This window comes from Citrobacter sp. W9, from assembly GCF_026719375.1.
In the GTDB taxonomy this organism is placed as follows: domain Bacteria; phylum Pseudomonadota; class Gammaproteobacteria; order Enterobacterales; family Enterobacteriaceae; genus Citrobacter; species Citrobacter werkmanii.
Window position 1 is genome coordinate 877,463 of the sequence record NZ_JAPPTE010000001.1, and the last position, 19,898, is coordinate 897,360.

The following is a 19,898-nucleotide window of genomic DNA, read 5'->3' on the forward strand; positions in this document are numbered from 1 at the left end:
GGTATGCTGACGCCCTCACAAGAAGGAGAGGGCGCATGGTCCAACGCGCAGAGAAAAAAAACGGTAAACGCTCGCAGGCCGTCAGTGCAAAACGTCAGGCTATTTTAACCGCGGCATTAAATATCTTCTCCCAATATGGGATCCATGGTACGCGTCTGGAACAGGTGGCAGAGCAGGCGGGGGTGTCAAAAACGAATCTGCTCTATTACTACCCGTCAAAAGAGGTGCTCTATATTGCCGTTTTACGGCAAATCCTCGACATCTGGCTGGCACCGCTAAAGGCGTTTCGCGAAGACTTTGCGCCGCTGGTGGCCATTAAAGAATATATTCGCCTGAAGCTGGAAGTGTCGCGCGATTACCCGCAGGCTTCCCGGTTATTCTGCATGGAGATGCTGGCGGGCGCGCCATTGTTGATGGCTGAATTAACGGGCGATCTTAAAACGCTGATTGATGAGAAATCCGCGTTGATTGCCGGATGGGTCAGCAGTGGGAAACTGGCTCCTGTCGATCCGCACCATCTGATTTTCATGATTTGGGCTTCAACACAGCATTATGCAGACTTTGCCCCACAGGTAGAGGCGGTAACGGGCGCAACGCTGCGTGATGAAGCCTTTTTTAACCAGACCGTTGAGAGCGTACAGCGGATGATTATCGAAGGGATCCGCGTGCGTTAGCTGGCAGGCGGTAGCGGACAGCTTAAATCGCCTTCTTCACACTGTAAAAGCGAGGCGAGAAACGCTTCGCGCTCGTTGGTCTTATCCGTTAAACACTGGCTGGAAATCATCGCCTGGGCGCTTCCGCCTTCGGTACCGGAACTGATTAACGCGCAGTCTGCATCGCGCAGGGTTATCCACGAAGTTTGCGCTTTTTTCAGTAAATCGCGCTGGGTCGGGGCGGCGCGCTTCAGCGCATTCTGATACGTTTCATTAAGTTTGGCGTCGGCCGCTTTAAACTGCTCTGCCGCACAGGTGTTCATTTCAGCTTGATTATTCGCGTTGACGCAGTCATCTGCCAGCGCCTGGCCGCTCAGCAGCAGCGCTGCACATGTCAGTAAAATTCGTTTCATGTTTCCCTCTGACTTTATAAAAAAGGCCCCGTTACCGGAGCCTTAATTAACCACAACCTTAGCCGATTGTCATCAGGCTGGCGTTGCCTCCGGCGGCGGCGGTATTGACGCTCAGGGAGCGTTCAATATACAGCCTTTCAAGCAGGATATTGCTTTCGCCGCGGGCAAAGCCCTGAACCGACACAATCGCTCCTTCACGGGCCGCCACCGCTTCACACAGCGCGCGAAGCTGATCGGAATCGCCATGGAAAATCACGGCATCAAACGGCTGCGTGGCGATGTTGTCCGCTTTGGCAAACTGAATCCGCCCGGAGACTGCAATTGGCAGACGTTTTGCCAGTTCACGATGGAACGCATCATCCGGCCACAGGATCAAGCTTCCCACCGAAGTCACAGCGGCAACCTGCACCAGCGCATCCTGCTCGTCATCAGCGATACACAGTACGCGCTCGCGCGGTAACAGCGTCCAGGTATTGCGCTCGCCGGTTGGTCCTGGCAGCAGACGTTGCGTTCCGGCCTGCGCCAGTTCACCAAACTGCTGGCAAAGCGCACGCAGCGACGGACGATCGGCGGCCCATTCGGTGAGGGCTTCCAGCGGTTGCACGAGAGCCGCTTTGAGCTGCGCATCGACAGGATAGTCTGCATCCTGACGGGCAAGCGTAATGCCCAGCGCATTCTCCGGGCGGTTAGCCAGCAGGCGGTACAGGTACAGCGGTCCACCTGCTTTTGGTCCGGTTCCTGACAAGCCTTCGCCACCGAATGGCTGCACCCCGACAACGGCGCCAACCATATTACGGTTAACGTACAGGTTCCCCACATGTGCAGATCCCGTGACCTGAGCGATGGCTTCATCAATACGGGTGTGGACGCCCAGCGTCAGGCCATAGCCGGAGGCATTAATTTGTTCAATCAGGCTGCCCAGATTGTTACGGGTGTAACGCACGACATGCAGTACCGGACCGAACACCTCTTTTTGTAATTCATCGAAGCTTTCCAGCTCGATAAGCGTCGGAGCGATAAAGGTACCGGTTTGCCATTCCCGCGCATCGTCACTGTTCTCACGCACGGCCTGGAATACCGGACGTCCTTTGGCGCGCATGGCCTGAATATGGCGCTCAATATTGGCTTTGGCTTCTTCATCGATAACCGGCCCAATATCGGTAGTCAGGCGACCCGGATTACCCATGCGGCATTCCGCCATCGCCCCGCGCAGCATTTTCAGCGTGTGGTCGGCAATATCATCCTGCAGACACAGGACGCGCAGCGCGGAGCAGCGCTGTCCGGCACTGTCAAAAGCAGAAGCCAACACGTCTACCACCACCTGTTCCGTTAACGCTGAGGAGTCGACGATCATCGCGTTCATGCCACCGGTTTCGGCGATAAGTGGGATTGGACGGCCCTGAGCATCAAGGCGGGTCGCGATATTGCGTTGCAACAGCGTGGCGACTTCCGTCGAGCCGGTAAACATCACGCCGCGTACGCGCTCATCGGAAGTGAGCTGCGCCCCGACGGTTTCGCCCTGGCCTGGCAACAGTTGTACCACGCCTGGCGGTACGCCCGCTTCGAGTAAAATAGCGATACCCTGGGCGGCAATCAGCGGGGTTTGTTCCGCTGGTTTTGCCAGTACGCTGTTGCCTGCGGCCAGCGCGGCGGCAATCTGTCCGCTGAAAATGGCCAGCGGGAAGTTCCACGGGCTGATACAAACTACCGGGCCTAACGGACGATGGGTTTCATTATCGAAGTCATCGCGTACCTGGCCTGCATAATAGTGCAAGAAGTCTACCGCTTCGCGCACTTCTGCAATGGCGTTGCTGAAGGTTTTACCCGCTTCGCGTACCAGAATGCCAATTAATTGCTGCATCTGGCCTTCCAACAGAACGGCAGCGCGATGCAAAATAGCGGCGCGCTCTTGTGGCGGCGTCGCAAACCAGATTGGCGCATTATTAACGGCGTTTTGTAATGCCTGTTCCACTTCGCTATGAGTCGCTTCACGCACGTAGCCGACAATGTCTTTTGGCTCGGCCGGGTTAACGACCGGCGTCATTTCACCGTCAGCAACCGGCTGCTCGAGAATCGGTTTGGCATGCCATTTTTGCAGCGCGCTATTGAGCAGGGCAGAGGACAGCGAGGCCAGACGATGTTCGTTAGCCAAATCCAGTCCGCCTGAGTTTTCCCGGCCTTTACCGTACAGGTCGCGCGGCAGGGGAATCTTCGGATGCGGTAAACCTGTCTGGCCTTCCTGTTGCGCCAGTTTTTCCACAGCTTCGACCGGATCGGCAACCAGTTCGTCCAGCGGCAAGGTGGTGTCAGCAATGCGGTTGACAAACGAGGTGTTGGCGCCGTTTTCCAGCAGACGACGCACCAGGTACGCCAGCAGGGTTTCGTGTGTACCTACCGGTGCATAAATACGGCATGGACGGTTCAGTTTGCCATCCGCGACTTTGCCCGTAACCTGCTCGTACAGGGGTTCGCCCATACCGTGCAGGCACTGGAACTCATACTGACCAGGATAATAGTTTTGCCCCGCTAACTGATAAATCGCCGCCAGCGTGTGGGCGTTATGGGTGGCGAACTGCGGGTAGATCAGATTCGGTACGGCCAGCAGTTTTTTCGCACAGGCCAGATAGGAAACGTCGGTATACACCTTACGGGTATAAACCGGATAGCCTTCCAGACCGTCCATTTGCGCACGTTTGATTTCGCTATCCCAGTATGCGCCTTTAACCAGACGGATCATCAGGCGGCGGCGACTGCGGGTAGCGAGATCGATCAGATAGTCGATAACAAATGGGCAGCGCTTCTGGTAGGCCTGGATAACAAAGCCGATACCGTTCCAGCCCGCCAGTTCGGGTTCGAAGCACAGTTTTTCCAGCAGATCGAGGGAGATCTCCAGTCGGTCAGCCTCTTCGGCGTCGATATTAATACCGATGTCGTACTGACGGGCCAGCAGTGTCAACGATTTCAGGCGCGGATAGAGTTCATCCATCACGCGGTCATATTGCGCGCGGCTATAGCGCGGGTGCAGCGCCGACAGCTTAATAGAGATACCGGGCCCTTCATAAATGCCGCGTCCATTAGACGCTTTACCAATGGCGTGGATCGCCTGCTGGTAAGAAACCAGATAAGCCTGAGCATCAGCGGCGGTTAGCGCCGCTTCGCCCAGCATGTCGTAGGAGTAGCGGAAACCTTTTTCTTCCAGTTTACGTGCGTTAGCCAGCGCTTCGGCGATGGTTTCTCCGGTGACGAACTGTTCGCCCATCAGGCGCATCGCCATGTCGACGCCTTTACGCACTAAAGGTTCGCCGCTCTTGCCGATAATACGGTTGAGCGAGCGGGAGAGGCTGGCTTCGTTATGCGTAGAAACCAGACGACCGGTAAACAACAGTCCCCAGGTCGCCGCGTTAACGAACAGAGACGGGCTACGCCCAATGTGCGACTGCCAGTTACCGTTGCTGATTTTGTCGCGGATCAACGCATCGCGGGTTGCCTTATCGGGAATACGCAGCAGGGCTTCGGCCAGACACATCAGCGCCACGCCTTCCTGCGAAGAAAGGGAGAACTCCTGCAATAAACCTTGTACCATTCCGGCGCGACCGCTGGCGGTCTTCTGGTTACGCAGTTTGTCGGCCAGATCGTACGCCAGCTTATGCGCCTGCTCGGCGATGGGTTGCGGCAGACGTGCCTGCTCCATCAGCATTGGCACGGCGTCGGTTTCGGCGCGGCGGTACGCGGCGGTGATTGCCGCACGGGAAACGGACTGCGGCAGAATTTGTTCGGCAAATTCCAGGAAAGGCTGATGCGTTTCATTCTGCGGCGTGGTTGACTCCTCGCCCTCATTCGCCGCGCCTGCCAGCAGTGCCGGCAGTTCAGGAAGCGCATCGTCGTTTTCCAGTCTTTCAAGATAATTAAAGATGGCTTGTTTAATCAGCCAATGCGGTGTGCGATCGATTCGTGATGCGGCTGTTTTAATACGCTCGCGAGTGGCGTCATCCAGCTTAACCCCCATCGTGGTGGTTCCCATGCCGTTTACTCCTGTTGTACTGAAATACGGGTCTGATAGTTACCGAGAAATATCCACTATGTTGCAACTTTGTGCAACTGTGTTAAATGTGACGTGGTTTGCAAGCTTGAAAATGAATGAAATGTTAATAAAGTTGGTGTTCGTGACAGGGCGAATAAAAATTACGGAATCTTTTTCTCTGCGGTAGTTAACACTTTTCAAAGGTGCAACCAAGAAAAGTGTGAGAGAGTGCAACCTACAGAAAAATGCTATCTACTCTGGATCAATTTTGATGTAAATGGTGTGTTAAATCGATTGTGAATGACCATCGCTTCCGGCAGGATACGGTCGCCTGGTAAACATAGATATCTTTGCCACGTTCCGGCAGGGTAATAAAACGGCAAGCCACGGCATTGCTGATACATAATTTTGGAGAGTTTTGATGGCTATTAGCACACCGATGTTAGTGACATTCTGTGTCTATATTTTCGGCATGATATTGATAGGGTTTATTGCATGGCGTTCAACCAAAAACTTTGACGATTACATTCTGGGTGGACGCAGTTTGGGTCCATTCGTGACCGCGTTATCCGCTGGCGCATCCGATATGAGTGGCTGGTTGCTGATGGGGCTGCCAGGCGCAATTTTCCTGTCGGGGATTTCAGAAAGCTGGATCGCCATTGGCCTTATTTTGGGCGCATGGATCAACTGGAAGCTGGTGGCCGGACGTTTACGCGTACACACCGAATACAATAACAATGCGCTGACGTTACCGGATTACTTTACCGGTCGCTTTGAAGATAAAAGCCGCATTCTGCGGATTATCTCCGCGCTGGTTATTCTGCTGTTTTTCACCATCTATTGTGCTTCAGGGATTGTGGCAGGGGCGCGTCTGTTTGAAAGCACCTTTGGCATGAGCTACGAAACAGCACTGTGGGCGGGGGCGGCTGCGACGATCATTTATACCTTTATCGGTGGTTTTCTGGCGGTAAGCTGGACTGATACCGTTCAGGCCAGCCTGATGATCTTTGCTCTGATCCTGACACCGGTCATGGTCATTATCGGCGTGGGGGGATTCGATGATTCGCTGGAAGTGATTAAACAAAAGAGCATTGAGAACGTAGACATGTTCAAAGGGCTGAATTTTGTTGCCATCATTTCTCTGATGGGCTGGGGCCTGGGCTACTTTGGCCAGCCGCATATTCTGGCGCGCTTTATGGCGGCAGATTCTCACCATAGTATTGTGCATGCACGTCGTATTAGCATGACCTGGATGATCCTGTGTCTGGGCGGCGCAGTTGCCGTTGGTTTCTTCGGTATCGCTTACTTTAATAACAACCCGTCGCTGGCAGGTGCCGTTAACCAGAACGCTGAACGTGTGTTTATTGAACTGGCGCAAATCCTGTTCAACCCGTGGATTGCCGGTATTCTGCTGTCTGCGATCCTCGCGGCGGTGATGTCGACCCTGAGCTGCCAGTTGCTGGTGTGTTCCAGCGCAATCACCGAAGATTTGTACAAAGCGTTCCTGCGTAAAAATGCCAGCCAGAAAGAGCTGGTGTGGATTGGTCGTATCATGGTGCTGGTTGTGGCCCTGGTGTCCATCGCGCTGGCGGCCAACCCGGAGAACCGTGTGCTGGGTCTGGTAAGCTACGCCTGGGCAGGCTTTGGCGCGGCGTTTGGTCCGGTGGTTCTGTTCTCGGTAATGTGGTCGCGCATGACCCGCAACGGCGCGCTGGCAGGGATGATCATCGGCGCGGTGACGGTAATCGTCTGGAAGCAGTTTGCCTGGCTGGGTCTGTATGAAATCATCCCTGGCTTTATTTTCGGCAGCATCGGTATTGTCGTCTTTAGTCTGTTGGGTAAAGCGCCATCAACCGCAATGCAGCAACGTTTTGCCGAGGCTGACGCGCATTATCACTCCGCGCCGCCGTCTCGTTTACAGGCAGAATAATCTACCTTTGTCCTCAGGCCCGCCGCGTGCGCAATACTGTTCGGTTAAGCATGTATGGAGAACGTTTTACCCTGAATTAGTTTCCGTTCACCTTATGTGCATTGCTTCTCTGATATCGCTATACCTGTGAACGTGCAAGGGAGGCTCACCGCCGCCTCCCTTGCATCCCAGGCTCCCGGCGGGAAAATCGTCGCTGCGCGAGCTATTCGTCTTATGCCGTCTGCCTGTCGGGTCGGGGCCGAGTCTGCGTCCCTGCAGGCCGTCCCCTCTGTCCGCATCCCTGCGGACAGACCCGGTCAGCCGTCAACGCCTCATCGATTTTCAGCCGGACCGGGGTCATCGCTTCAACGCTCTGACTTTCAGTAAAATCTTTTTTGCTGTTCAACATATTCAAATAAAAACACAGGGGGTCAGGTGTGGCTGGTCCGGCTGAAAATTGCCGACGTGTTTCCGTAAGGCCGGGAGAGCCAGCATGGATGCTGGCTCAGGGCGCGCTTTGCAGGGACGCTACCTCGCGCCCGGCCCGGTCGCCTGGAGGAATAAACGGAGGGGACCGCGGAGCGGCAATTTTCCCGCCGGGAGCCGGGATTGTAAAGGGCGTGGCGGAGAACGCCCTTTACACGTTCACAGGAATCGGTGTTTCAGAGAAACGATGTACATGAGGTGAACGGAATCCTTTCTCTGAAATAGCATGTTCATTACCTTCGCGAATACAGGTTGATGCTTTCTGATATAGAGGCGTTAACTTAATGACATTGACGCATGTGGGGGGCTTTTATTACCTACGCTGCAAGCTCGCTATAACCATTACCTGCCTAACCTTTTACATTCAGTCATCATTCTCAAAACATTCTGCTTGAGTTTTTCCTTTCTGTAATGATAATCACTATCACTGTAATTTACTTTTCTTTGCATCAATTGACTGAGAATAACGTTTAAGGGTTCTTCGCATGTTTGTTCCATTTCTAATTATGTTGCGCGAAGGGTTAGAGGCCGCGCTGATTGTCAGCCTGATTGCCAGCTACCTGAAACGGACTCAGCGTGGCCGTTGGATTGGTGTGATGTGGATTGGTGTGCTGCTGGCGGCGGCGTTATGCCTGGCGTTAGGGATTTTCATCAACGAAACCACCGGGGAATTTCCGCAAAAAGAGCAGGAGCTGTTCGAAGGCATCGTGGCGGTCATTGCTGTGGTGATCCTCACCTGGATGGTGTTCTGGATGCGTAAAGTTTCACGTAACGTCAAAGTCCAGCTTGAACAGGCTGTCGATAACGCGTTACAGCGCGGCAACCATCACGGCTGGGCACTGGTGATGATGGTCTTTTTTGCTGTCGCCCGCGAGGGGCTGGAGTCGGTGTTCTTCCTGCTGGCGGCGTTTCAGCAGGATGTCGGCATCTGGCCGCCGCTGGGCGCGATGCTGGGGCTGGCCACCGCGGTGGTACTGGGTTACCTGATTTACCTCGGCGGTATTCGTCTCAATCTCGGGGCATTCTTCAAGTGGACCAGTATGTTCATTTTGCTGGTGGCCGCCGGACTTGCCGCTGGAGCCATCCGCGCCTTCCACGAAGCCGGGTTATGGAATCATTTTCAGGATGTGGCGTTTGACATAAGCAGCGTACTTTCGACGCACTCGCTGTTTGGCACGTTGATGGAAGGAATCTTCGGCTATCAGGAGGCGCCAAGCGTGAGTGAAGTGGCTGTCTGGTTTATCTACCTGATTCCGGCATTCATTATTTTTGCGCTACCGCCGCGTTCAGGCACTACGGCATCGCGTACCGCACCTTAAAAACAACGCGATGCGGAATACTTTTTAGTTACAACATACTTATTCAAAGGACCAGGTTATGACGTTTCATTTTCGCCGTAGTGCGCTGCAGTTGGGTATTGCCACGCTGTTTGCATCCGTTTTTTCTGCACAAGCCGCCGATATTCCGCAGGTGAAAGTCACGGTTAACGATAAACAGTGTGAGCCGATGACGATCACGGTTAACGCCGGGAAAACGCAGTTCATCATCCAGAACCACAGCCAGAAAGCGCTGGAGTGGGAGATCCTCAAAGGCGTTATGGTGGTTGAAGAGCGCGAAAACATTGCGCCGGGCTTTAGCCAGAAAATGACGGCCAACCTGCAGCCTGGCGAATATGATATGACCTGTGGTTTGTTGACCAACCCGAAAGGCAAACTGATTGTAAAAGGAAGCGCTACAGCGGATGCCGCGCACAGTGATGCTCTGTTGAGTCTGGGCGGCGCGATTACCGAGTACAAAGCCTACGTGACGGCAGAAACCGCGCAACTGGTAGCGGGCACCAAAGCCTTCACCGATGCGATTAAAGCCGGCGATGTGGAAAAAGCAAAATCCCTGTATGCGCCAACGCGTCAGCACTACGAGCGTATTGAACCGATTGCCGAACTGTTCTCCGATCTCGATGGCAGTATTGATGCGCGGGAAGATGATTACGAACAAAAAGCTGCCGATCCGAAATTTACCGGCTTCCACCGTCTGGAAAAAGCGCTGTTCGGTGACAATACCACCAAAGGGATGGACAAGTATGCCGACCAGTTAAACCACGATGTCCTTGACCTGCAAACGCGTATTAGCGAGCTGGCCTTCCCACCGTCTAAAGTGGTAGGTGGCGCGGCAGGGCTGATCGAAGAAGTCGCAGCCAGCAAAATCAGTGGGGAAGAAGATCGCTACAGCCATACCGATCTGTGGGATTTCCAGGCCAACGTTGATGGCGCGCAGAAAATTGTCGATCTCCTGCGTCCTCAGTTACAAAAATCCAATGCTGAACTGTTAGCGAAGGTGGATGCGAACTTCAAAAAAGTCGATACCATTCTGAGCAAGTACCGTACTAAAGACGGTTTTGAAACCTATGACAAACTGACCGATGCCGATCGCAATGCGCTGAAAGGGCCAATCACGACGCTGGCGGAAGACTTGTCTCAATTACGCGGTGTTCTGGGTCTGGATTAAGCACTATGCAGCAAGATAATGAAAACGGCGTGAGCGAACCGTCACGCCGACGTTTGTTGAAAGGGATGGGCGCTTTGGGTGGCGCGCTGGCGTTGGCCGGCGGATGCCCGGTTGCCCATGCGCAAAAACTGCAAAGCGCGCCGGGAACGTTGTCTCCTGATGCGCGCAGTGAAGTGCAGCCGTTTTATGGCCAACATCAGGCGGGGATCCTGACGCCGCAGCAGGCATCCATGATGCTGGTGGCGTTCGATGTTCTCGCCAGCGATAAGGCCGATCTTGAACGTCTGTTCCGGTTGCTAACCCGTCGTTTTGCGTTTCTGACTACCGGTGGGCCTGCGCCGGATACGCCGAATCCGCGGTTACCGCCGATGGATTCCGGTATCCTTGGCGCATACATCGCACCAGACAATTTGACGATCACGTTGTCGGTCGGATCCTCGCTGTTTGACGAGCGCTATGGTCTGACACCGCAGATGCCGAAAAAGCTGCAAAAAATGACGCGCTTCCCGAATGATTCTCTGGATGCAGCGCTGTGCCATGGCGATCTGCTGTTGCAGATTTGCGCCAACACGCAGGACACCGTCATCCACGCGCTGCGCGATATCATCAAACATACGCCCGATCTGCTCAGCGTTCGCTGGAAACGTGAAGGATTTATTTCCGATCACGCCGCGCGCAGTAAAGGGAAAGAGACTCCGGTCAACTTACTTGGCTTTAAGGACGGTACCGCGAACCCGGACGCTACAGATGCGAAGCTGATGCAAAACGTGGTGTGGGTTACGGACGGGCAGGGCGAACCTGCGTGGGCGCAAGGCGGCAGCTATCAGGCCGTGCGGCTCATTCAGTTCCGCGTGGAGTTTTGGGATCGCACGCCGCTGAAAGAACAGCAAACGATTTTTGGTCGCGATAAACACACCGGTGCGCCGCTGGGTATGCAGCATGAGCACGATGTGCCTGACTATGCCAGCGATCCAGAAGGTGAGGTGATTGCGCTCGACAGCCATATCCGTCTGGCAAACCCGCGTACGAAGGAGACCGAGTCCAGCCTGATGATGCGTCGCGGTTATAGTTATTCGCTCGGCGTGACCAATTCCGGTCAACTTGATATGGGACTGTTGTTCGTCTGCTATCAGCACGATCTGGAAAAAGGTTTTCTGACGGTGCAGAAACGCCTGAACGGTGAAGCGCTTGAGGAGTATGTCAAACCAATTGGTGGCGGTTACTTCTTTGCGTTGCCGGGTGTCAAAACCGCAGATCATTATCTCGGACAGAGTCTGCTCGAAGCTTGATATCTATGCCCCGCAGCGCGGCGGGGCTTTTACTGACATCTTCATGAATGAACGAATTATTTTTTATGATCGGTCTGTGAATGAAATAATTTTGTCATCTTTCTGCAAGAGACTGTCTGTAGCGACAAGTCAAAATCAAGTTAATGGCAAGTAAAAATATTGTTGCATTAGCGAAAGATTATGATGTACTTATAAGTAACAGCGGTAGTTCCCGGCGGTGATAGTTGTTCACTATGGAGATCGCGAATGGAAAAGTCCTGTACTGGACATGTTTTTCACAGTAACAGCAGTACCTTACGCGGACGTTTCTCTTCCGGTAGCCACTTCGTCACCGCTAAATCTCTCCCCCTTTCACTTTTTATCCTTGTAACTGACGCCCTGTACGGTGCGCGTAGCCGTGGGTGGCGTCTTATCCAAAAGCAAGCAATGGCTTACAAGGAAGCCAACCCTCAGATGTTCGTGCGCATAATCGTGCCGCTAACGGCGCGTGTGATGTATACCTACAACTCAAGGTGCTATCCATGGGAAGACAAAAAGCAGTGATCAAAGCTCGTCGCGAAGCAAAACGGGTGCTGAGGCGGGACTCGCGTAGCCATAAGCAACGTGAAGATGAATCGGTCACCTCGCTTGTGCAGATGGGCGGCGTAGAAGCGATCGGAATGGCGCGTGATAGTCGCGATGCCACGCCAATCACGGCGCGAAATGAGGCTCAGGCGCACTACCTGAATGCTATCGAGAGTAAACAGCTGATCTTCGCCACCGGTGAAGCCGGGTGTGGTAAAACCTGGATCAGCGCGGCAAAAGCAGCAGAGGCGCTGATCCACAAAGATGTGGACAGGATTATTGTAACCCGTCCGGTTCTGCAAGCTGATGAAGATCTCGGCTTCTTACCTGGAGATGTTTCCGAGAAGTTCGCTCCCTATTTCCGCCCGGTGTATGACGTGCTGGTGAAACGTCTGGGAGCCTCCTTCATGCAATATTGCCTGCGACCTGAGATTGGTAAGGTGGAAATCGCGCCGTTCGCCTATATGCGTGGACGAACATTTGAAAATGCCGTGGTCATTCTTGACGAGGCTCAGAATGTTACTGCTGCGCAAATGAAGATGTTTTTGACTCGCCTCGGGGAAAATGTGACGGTGATTGTGAATGGGGATGTAACCCAGTGCGATCTACCCGCCCACGTTCGCTCAGGGCTAAGCGATGCGCTGGCCCGTTTCGAAGAAGATGAAATGGTTGGGATCGTTCGTTTCAATAAAGATGATTGCGTTCGCTCGGCGCTCTGTCAGCGAACGCTCAACGCTTACAACTGATGAGTACGCCGTCTTCAAGGCCCGGGAAACCGGGCTTTGTTTTTGCGGTATTACAGAATATCTTTTAAGGCGGCAGCCGTCATGGTCGCTTCAAATGGGATCAACTCAACTTTCGCGACGCCAGCCTGCTGGAAGGGATCCTGACTCAGATAGTGTTCTAATTTCTCAGCGTCATCACATTTTGCCAATATCACACCACCGGAACGTGGAATTTTGCGGCCTGATGCCAGGAATAAACCTTCCGCATAGCCTTTTTGCAGCCAATCCACGTGGGCAGGAAGTAGGCTATCGACGTCTTTCAACGGTTTTATATAGGTTAAAACAACAACATAAATAACACACATTTTATTGTCCCTGCTTTTTGAAAGTGTATTAACGTAGCATATAACCAGGGAGAGAAAAGATTAATATCAGCACTGTCCTTCCTAAGTTTTAATATTAAAAATGCATATGCAGCATTTATGTCTGTTAATTGTACACTTGTAGGGTGCGGATGGGTTGGTATGGTTGATGGCTGGCGAAAAAATGGCGGCTATCGCTTAATTGGCGAGTTATTATTAATAATCATGAAACATTCGTGATGAGATAAATATTACGATAATGTTCCAGATCATGAGCGTTTTATATTTTTTAACATATTTGGCAAACTGAAACGCATACTTTCGCTATACTGTAGATCCTTGAATACGCTGCGCTCCCGAACTGGATCCGCCTTCTAATGCTTGAATTAAAAAATATTGCGTGCCTGCGGGATGAACGTCTGCTCTTTTGCCGCCTATCATGTTCTATTCAGCCCGGCGAAGTTGTCCAAATATCGGGGCCTAATGGGGCAGGAAAAACCTCTTTATTACAGCTACTAACCGGATTATCAACGCCGAGCGAAGGGCAGATTTTGTGGCAGGGAAAACCGCTGCATCGGATGCGTGACGACTGGCATCGTCAACTGTTGTGGCTTGGCCATCAGGTTGGCGTAAAAGGGGGGCTGACGGCGGAGGAAAATTTGCGTTTTTATCACCCGCAGGCGTCGCTTGAGACGCGCTGGCAAGCGCTGGAGCAGGTCGGACTGGTCGGTTTTGAAGATGTGGCTGTGGCTCAGCTTTCTGCCGGGCAGCAGCGGCGCGTAGCGCTGGCCAGGCTGTGGCTCAGCCGCGCAATGTTCTGGATTTTAGATGAACCTTTTACTGCGCTGGACGTGGCTGGCGTGCAAAAACTGACCACACGACTGGAGCAGCATGTCGTCCATGGCGGCGCAGTTATTCTGACAACCCATCAACCTTTACGGCCTCTCTGCGTCCCGTTGCGCACGATTACGCTCAATGAGTATGAGGCGGCTGTGGCATGATCACGCAGATTTTCTGGCGCGACTTGCGTCTTGCCTTTCGTAACTGTGCCGAAATTATCAACCCGCTGTGGTTTTTCCTGATTATCGTCACGCTGTTTCCACTCAGTATTGGCCCGGAGCCGCAGTTGCTGCGGCAAATTGCCCCCGGCATCGTCTGGGTAGCAGCGCTACTCTCCTCGCTGCTAGCAATGGATCGGCTGTTTCGTGATGACTGGCTGGACGGTTCGTTGCAGCAGATGATGCTAATGCCAGTCCCGCTTTCGCTGGTGGTGCTGGCGAAAGTCGCCGCGCACTGGGTGGTTTCCGGGCTACCGCTGTTAATCATTTCGCCGCTTATCGCCACGCTGTTCGGCCTCTCCGTTGCGGAGTGGCAAGTGCTGGCGCTTACGCTATTGTTGGGTACGCCCACGCTCAGTTTTATTGGCGCGATTGGCGTCGGACTGACCGTCGGATTGCGGCGCGGCGGCGTATTGCTCAGCCTGCTGGTGCTGCCGCTGATGATCCCTTTATTAATTTTTGCAACCGCCGCTGTGGGCGCGGCGCAGATGCTGCTGCCGGTTGACGGCTATCTGGCGATTCTCGGGGCCTTCCTGGCAGGAAGCGCCACCTTAAGTCCGTTCGCCACTGCGGCAGCGTTACGAATCAGCGTGCAATAACTTCCGTCATCTCCGGGAATATGAGGCAAAGAAAAAATGTGGAAAGCGTTACACCAACTCGCCATTCCAGAGCGGTTGTATAAGGTCTGCGGGCGATTTATTCCGGCAATGGCTCTCCTGAGCGCGCTGTTTCTGGTGGTGGGCTGCATCTGGGGCTTTGTCTACGCCCCAGCGGATTATCAGCAGGGCGAAAGCTATCGCATCATGTATCTGCATGTGCCCGCGGCTATCTGGTCGATGGGGATTTATGGCTCGATGGCGGTGACCGCCTTTGTGGGCCTGATTTGGCAAATGAAAATGGCGGACAACGCGGTGATTGCGATGGCGCTTCCCGGCGCTGTCTATACTTTCATCGCGCTGGTCACCGGTTCGGCCTGGGGCAAACCAATGTGGGGAACCTGGTGGGTGTGGGATGCGCGTCTGACCTCCGAGCTGGTGCTGCTGTTCTTATATGTCGGCGTGATTGGCTTGTATCACGCCTTTGACGACCGCCGCCTGGCCGGGCGCGCCGCCGGGATCCTCGTTCTGGTCGGGGTAGTCAATTTGCCGATTATTCATTTTTCCGTTGAATGGTGGAACACCCTGCATCAGGGGTCGACCAATATGCAGAAAACCATCGATCCATCTATGCGTATGCCGTTGCGTTTAACGATTTTCGGCTTCTTATTCCTTTTTATTACTCTGACATTAATGCGTATGCGTAATTTGATTCTGCTGCAGGAACGTCGTCGCCCATGGGTGGCGCAGCTGGTTTCCGGGCGCAAGAGCGAGGTTAATTCATGACCAGCGCTTTCCACTCCTGGAGTGATTTCTGGCAGATGGGCGGCTACGCCTTTTATGTCTGGCTGGCGGTTGCCGTGACGGCGCTCTCGCTGCTGGTTGTGGTCTGGCATGCCTGCTGGCAGCGCAGGGCGCTGCTGGCTGACGTACAGCGTCAAATGGCGCGCGAGCGCCGGATGCAGGCGGCGCGTAAAAAAGGAGAGGCGTTGTGAATCCGCGTCGTAAGGTACGACTCTGGCTTGCCTGTAGCGTGTTGGGAGGACTGGCGCTGACGGTCGGACTGGTGATGTATGCGCTCAGCGCAAATATCGATCTCTTCTATACGCCGGGGGAAATCATTTACGGCAAGCGGGAAAATGGCCAGAAGCCGGAACCGGGACAGCGCCTGCGCATTGGCGGCATGGTGATGCCCGGCAGCGTGAAGCGTGACGATAAAACGCTGGATGTGACCTTTAAGCTCTACGATGCGCGCGGCGTGGTAGAGGTGAGCTATACGGGGATCCTGCCAGCGCTGTTCAGAGAAGGGCAGGGAGTGGTGGCACAAGGAACACTGCAAGACGGTACCCATATTCGCGCCAAAGAGGTGCTGGCGAAACACGATGAAAACTATACCCCTCCGGAGATTAAAGAGGCGATGGATGAAAATCATCACCCTGCCGGGAATCAACAAGGAGCCGCGCAATGATCCCTGAAATTGGGCATTTTCTGCTGTGCCTGGCGCTGGGTATTTCCTGCCTGCTCGGGCTGTATCCGACCTGGGGCGCGATGCGCCAGGATACGCGGATGATGGCGCTGGCGAAACCGCTGTCGTTCGCCATGTTTGCGGCGATCCTCGGGTCATTCCTGATACTGGTTTATGCTTTTGTGGTGAATGATTTCACCGTTCAGTATGTCGCCAGCAACTCGAATACGCTGCTGCCGGTATGGTATCGCGTGGCGGCTACCTGGGGGGCGCACGAAGGGTCGCTGCTGCTGTGGGTGCTACTGATGAGCGGCTGGACCTTTGCAGTGGCGGCGCTTAGCCGCAACATTCCCCTGGAAGCATCTTCCCGCGTGCTGGCGGTGATGGGGATGATCTCCTTCTGCTTCCTGGTGTTCATCCTGCTGACCTCGAACCCGTTTGTTCGCACGCTGCCGGACTTCCCGATTGAGGGCCGCGATCTGAATCCGATGCTGCAGGATATTGGACTGATTTTTCATCCACCGATGCTGTACATGGGGTACGTGGGTTTTTCCGTCGCCTTTGCTTTTGCCATCGCCTCGTTAATGACCGGGCGTCTGGACAGCGCCTGGGCGCGCTGGTCGCGTCCGTGGACGCTGGCGGCGTGGAGCTTCCTGACGGTGGGCATTGTGTTGGGTTCTGCCTGGGCATACTACGAGCTGGGCTGGGGCGGTTGGTGGTTCTGGGATCCGGTCGAAAACGCCTCGCTGATGCCGTGGCTGGCTGGCACGGCGCTGATTCACTCACTGTCAGTAACGGAGAAGCGGGGTAGCTTCAAATCCTGGACCGTGCTGCTGGCAATCCTCGCCTTCTCGCTCTGCCTGCTCGGCACCTTCCTGGTGCGTTCCGGGGTGCTCATCTCTGTACACTCATTCGCCTCTGATCCGACGCGCGGCCTGTTTATTTTGGCGCTGCTGGTGATCACCATCGGCGGCTCGCTGCTGTTGTTTGCCATTAAAGGCGGGAAGGTGCGCTCTCGGGTACGTCATGAGCTGTGGTCGCGCGAGTCGCTGCTGCTGGGGAATAACGTCCTGCTGATCGCCGCGATGTTGGTGGTGCTGTTGGGCACACTACTGCCGCTGATTCATAAATTATTGGGGCTGGGTAGTATCTCAATTGGTGAACCATTCTTTAATTCGCTGTTTATCGTGCTGATGATTCCCTTCTCGCTACTGTTGGGGATTGGGCCGCTGGTGCGCTGGCGGCGCGATGAATTGCATAAGCTGCGTAAGCGGCTGCTGGTTGCGGCGCTGGTGTCGATTGTGCTGGCCGTGGTGCTGCCGTGGCTGATACAGGACCGTATTAAGGCGATGACCGTGCTTGGTCTGCTGATGTCGCTGTGGGCGTTGGTTCTGACAGTGATGGAGGTAGTGGAACGCGCTACCGATCGCCATACCTTCTGGCGCGGGCTAACTCGCCTGGGGCGCAGCCACTGGGGGATGGTGGCTGGGCATGTCGGGCTGGTGGTTACGGTGATTGGCATCGCCTTTAGCCAGAACTATAGCATTGAGCGCGATGTGCGTATGAAGCCGGGCGATAGCGTCGATATTCATCAATATCACTTTGTCTTCCGCGACGTTCAGGACATTACAGGTCCGAACTATTTTGGTGGTGAAGCGGTGATTGACGTCTCGCAGGACGGGCGGCATATCAGCACGCTGCGGGCAGAAAAACGCGTCTACAGCAGCAGCCGGATGGAGATGACCGAGGCCGCCATCGACGGCGGGTTGGTGCGTGATCTGTATGCCGCGCTGGGTGAAGAACTGGATGACGGCAGTTGGGCGGTGCGCCTGTATTACAAACCGTTTGTTCGCTGGATCTGGTTTGGCGGAATGTTAATGGCGCTTGGTGGCGTATTGTGCATTCTGGACCCGCGCTACCGCTTACGTAAATCGCTGCCGGAGAACGCACAATGAACCGCAAAGTCCTTTATCTGCCGCTGGTTATCTTTCTGGTTCTGGTGGCGGCGCTGATGTGGCAACTGCTGCGCAATAGCGACGGCGATGACCCGACGGCGCTGGAGTCGGCGCTGGTTGGCAAACCGCTCCCCGCGTTTCATCTGACGTCGCTGGAGAAGCCTGACGTGATGCTGGACGCGTCCAGTATTATCAACGGTAAGCCGGTGCTGCTTAACGTCTGGGCGACCTGGTGTCCAACTTGCCGCGCGGAGCACCAATACCTGCGTTCCCTCGCGGCGCAGGGTATTCGCATTGTGGGCATTAACTATAAAGACGATCGCCAGAAGGCGCTGGACTGGCTGCAGGAGCTGGGTAATCCGTACGCGCAGGGGGTGTTTGATGGTGACGGTATGCTGGGATTGGATCTCGGTGTCTACGGTGCGCCGGAAACCTTTCTTATCGACGGCAAAGGCATTATTCGCTACCGCCATGCAGGCGATCTGAACGAACAGGTATGGCAGCAGGAAATCCTGCCGTTGTGGAATAAATACAGTCGGGAGGGCAGCGCGTGAGATTTTTGCTAATGACGTTGCTGACGGCGCTGCTATCGTTTCAGGCGCTGGCGGCGATTGACACTTATCCGTTTAAAAATGAGGCTCAGGAGCAACAGTTCCGCCAACTGACCGCGCAACTGCGCTGCCCGAAATGCCAAAACAACAGTATTGCCGACTCCAATTCGATGATTGCCGCCGATATGCGTAAAAAAGTCTGGCAACTGATGGAGGAGGGGCAAAGCAATCAGCAAATTACCGATTATATGGTGGCGCGCTACGGTAACTTCGTCACCTATGAGCCGCCGGTAACGTTGGCGACGCTGATCCTCTGGCTGCTGCCCGCCTGTTTTGTACTGGGCGGCGCGCTGGTCATTTTCCGTTTAAGCCGTCGCCCGCGGGCAGCGCGGGAAACGGAACTTAGTCCGCATGAGCAGGCGCGTTTGCAAGCGCTTCTCGATGAAAACAAAAGGACCCTGAAATGATCGTCGCTTTTCTTATCATGATGATTTTACTGCTGGGGACGGCGGCACTGCTGTTTATTCCTTGGTCAGGCAGACAGCGCGTTGATCGTAAAACGATGAATCATATGATTTTTCGTGCGCGTCTTCAGGAGCTTGATGAAGACATTTCTCCGGTAAATGCGGCTCAGCAACAGCAGTTGGTTGACGATTTACGCTTGAATTTATTGGAAGATTTGCCTGAGTCGCCAAAAACGGATAACAAAAATAGTAGCTATTGGGTGTATATTCTCGGGGTTATTATACTAACCTCTTTATGCGTAGGGGTATTCGTCCGAACGAGTTACGTCCCCCGTGTAATTGAGTGGCAGCAGGTCGTGCAGCAGACGCCGCAACTGATGCAGCGCGTGATGGATCCCCAGGGGAAACCGCTGTCGGAAGAAGAGCTGTTTCGCCTGGCGCTGGGGCTACGTACTCGTCTGCAGCAATATCCGGCAGACCAGCTAAGCTGGACGATGCTCGGTAGGCTACAACTGGTGCTGAATAACCCCGGGGCTGCGTTACAGGCATTTGATAAAGCGCGACAGTTGGCGCCGGGAAATGCGGATGCGCAACTGGGCTATACCGAAGCATTGCTGCACTCTACGGATCCGAATGATAGCCGTGAAGCCCAGCAGTTGCTTGATACGTTGCTTAAAAATAACCATAACGATGTAAGGGTACTCAGCCTTGTGGCGTTTAACGCCTTTGAGCATCAACAATATGATAAAGCGATAGCAGCATGGCAACTGATGCTGAAACTGTTACCGCCGGACGATAGCCAACGAGAGATCATTATTCGTAGTATCGACCGCGCGAAAAAAGAACAAATCGCTACACTGAAATAATCAAAATATATCAACA

The 19,898-nt window shown here is 54.2% G+C and carries 19 protein-coding genes; 16 read left to right on the forward strand and 3 right to left on the reverse strand.

The genetic code is table 11. The features are described from left to right. Positions 1–35 precede the first annotated feature (35 nt). On the forward strand, positions 36–674 hold the full coding sequence (gene rutR / locus OOJ59_RS04085) for an HTH-type transcriptional regulator RutR (protein WP_038639547.1): 639 nt from the start codon (positions 36–38) through the stop codon (positions 672–674). On the opposite strand, the gene OOJ59_RS04090 is transcribed toward rutR, so the two are convergent. Beyond that, positions 671–1,066, reverse strand: a complete 396-nt coding sequence (locus tag OOJ59_RS04090) for a lysozyme inhibitor LprI family protein (protein WP_160955925.1) — start codon at positions 1,064–1,066, stop codon at positions 671–673. The two genes, rutR and OOJ59_RS04090, sit on opposite strands and share 4 nt — an antisense overlap. Before the next feature lie 58 nt (positions 1,067–1,124). Continuing rightward, a complete protein-coding gene (putA, locus tag OOJ59_RS04095) occupies positions 1,125–5,087 on the reverse strand; it encodes a trifunctional transcriptional regulator/proline dehydrogenase/L-glutamate gamma-semialdehyde dehydrogenase (RefSeq protein WP_160955926.1) in 3,963 nt (1,320 codons plus the stop codon). Between the two features lie 421 nt (positions 5,088–5,508). Here putA and putP point away from each other — a divergent pair, with 421 nt between their 5' ends. The 6 genes from putP to phoH all read left to right on the forward strand — a co-directional run bounded on the left by putP (position 5,509) and on the right by phoH (position 12,586). After that, positions 5,509–7,017 carry a sodium/proline symporter PutP gene (gene putP, locus OOJ59_RS04100; protein ID WP_038639556.1) on the forward strand — a complete coding sequence of 503 codons (1,509 nt, stop codon included), beginning with the start codon at positions 5,509–5,511 and terminating at the stop codon, positions 7,015–7,017. Positions 7,018–7,967: 950 nt separating this feature from the next. Continuing rightward, the gene (gene efeU, locus OOJ59_RS04105; RefSeq protein WP_160956338.1) at positions 7,968–8,801 is read left to right on the forward strand and encodes an iron uptake transporter permease EfeU; all 834 of its coding nucleotides are present in this window, start codon (positions 7,968–7,970) and stop codon (positions 8,799–8,801) included. 58 nt (positions 8,802–8,859) lie between these two features. Next, positions 8,860–9,987, forward strand: coding sequence for an iron uptake system protein EfeO (gene efeO / locus OOJ59_RS04110; protein WP_038639562.1), 1,128 nt, complete (start codon positions 8,860–8,862; stop codon positions 9,985–9,987). Between the two features lie 5 nt (positions 9,988–9,992). Then, positions 9,993–11,276 (forward strand): iron uptake transporter deferrochelatase/peroxidase subunit, encoded by a 1,284-nt coding sequence (gene efeB / locus OOJ59_RS04115; RefSeq protein ID WP_268063338.1) that lies wholly within the window; start codon positions 9,993–9,995, stop codon positions 11,274–11,276. A 246-nt stretch (positions 11,277–11,522) separates the two neighbouring features. Continuing rightward, positions 11,523–11,819, forward strand: a complete 297-nt coding sequence (locus tag OOJ59_RS04120; protein ID WP_170973269.1) for a hypothetical protein — start codon at positions 11,523–11,525, stop codon at positions 11,817–11,819. After that, entirely contained in the window at positions 11,798–12,586 is a 789-nt protein-coding gene (phoH, locus tag OOJ59_RS04125) for a phosphate starvation-inducible protein PhoH (RefSeq protein ID WP_006685183.1), read from the forward strand. Before OOJ59_RS04120 ends, phoH begins: the two co-directional genes overlap by 22 nt. A gap of 50 nt (positions 12,587–12,636) precedes the next feature. Here phoH and OOJ59_RS04130 read toward each other — a convergent pair whose 3' ends face one another. Further along, entirely contained in the window at positions 12,637–12,930 is a 294-nt protein-coding gene (locus OOJ59_RS04130; protein ID WP_137351273.1) for a YciI family protein, read from the reverse strand. A gap of 374 nt (positions 12,931–13,304) precedes the next feature. Here OOJ59_RS04130 and ccmA point away from each other — a divergent pair, with 374 nt between their 5' ends. Genes ccmA through ccmI form a run of 9 tightly spaced genes read left to right on the forward strand, consistent with a single transcriptional unit; the run spans position 13,305 to position 19,882 of the window. Continuing rightward, positions 13,305–13,928, forward strand: coding sequence for a cytochrome c biogenesis heme-transporting ATPase CcmA (gene ccmA, locus OOJ59_RS04135; RefSeq protein ID WP_038639573.1), 624 nt, complete (start codon positions 13,305–13,307; stop codon positions 13,926–13,928). Continuing rightward, a complete protein-coding gene (ccmB, locus tag OOJ59_RS04140) occupies positions 13,925–14,584 on the forward strand; it encodes a heme exporter protein CcmB (protein ID WP_069323296.1) in 660 nt (219 codons plus the stop codon). The genes ccmA and ccmB overlap by 4 nt, the downstream gene beginning before the upstream one ends. 36 nt (positions 14,585–14,620) lie before the next feature. Continuing rightward, a complete protein-coding gene (locus OOJ59_RS04145) occupies positions 14,621–15,367 on the forward strand; it encodes a heme ABC transporter permease (RefSeq protein WP_085048544.1) in 747 nt (248 codons plus the stop codon). Next, on the forward strand, positions 15,364–15,576 hold the full coding sequence (gene ccmD, locus OOJ59_RS04150) for a heme exporter protein CcmD (RefSeq protein WP_085048543.1): 213 nt from the start codon (positions 15,364–15,366) through the stop codon (positions 15,574–15,576). The genes OOJ59_RS04145 and ccmD overlap by 4 nt, the downstream gene beginning before the upstream one ends. Further along, positions 15,573–16,049: a cytochrome c maturation protein CcmE gene (gene ccmE / locus OOJ59_RS04155; protein WP_042309391.1), complete on the forward strand. Its 477-nt coding sequence runs from the start codon at positions 15,573–15,575 to the stop codon at positions 16,047–16,049. The genes ccmD and ccmE overlap by 4 nt, the downstream gene beginning before the upstream one ends. After that, the gene (locus tag OOJ59_RS04160; RefSeq protein WP_160956339.1) at positions 16,046–18,001 is read left to right on the forward strand and encodes a heme lyase CcmF/NrfE family subunit; all 1,956 of its coding nucleotides are present in this window, start codon (positions 16,046–16,048) and stop codon (positions 17,999–18,001) included. Before ccmE ends, OOJ59_RS04160 begins: the two co-directional genes overlap by 4 nt. Further along, a complete protein-coding gene (locus OOJ59_RS04165; RefSeq protein ID WP_085048541.1) occupies positions 17,998–18,555 on the forward strand; it encodes a DsbE family thiol:disulfide interchange protein in 558 nt (185 codons plus the stop codon). Before OOJ59_RS04160 ends, OOJ59_RS04165 begins: the two co-directional genes overlap by 4 nt. Then, on the forward strand, positions 18,552–19,019 hold the full coding sequence (locus OOJ59_RS04170; RefSeq protein WP_077223854.1) for a cytochrome c-type biogenesis protein: 468 nt from the start codon (positions 18,552–18,554) through the stop codon (positions 19,017–19,019). Before OOJ59_RS04165 ends, OOJ59_RS04170 begins: the two co-directional genes overlap by 4 nt. After that, positions 19,016–19,882 carry a c-type cytochrome biogenesis protein CcmI gene (gene ccmI, locus OOJ59_RS04175; RefSeq protein ID WP_160956340.1) on the forward strand — a complete coding sequence of 289 codons (867 nt, stop codon included), beginning with the start codon at positions 19,016–19,018 and terminating at the stop codon, positions 19,880–19,882. Before OOJ59_RS04170 ends, ccmI begins: the two co-directional genes overlap by 4 nt. Positions 19,883–19,898: the final 16 nt, after the last annotated feature.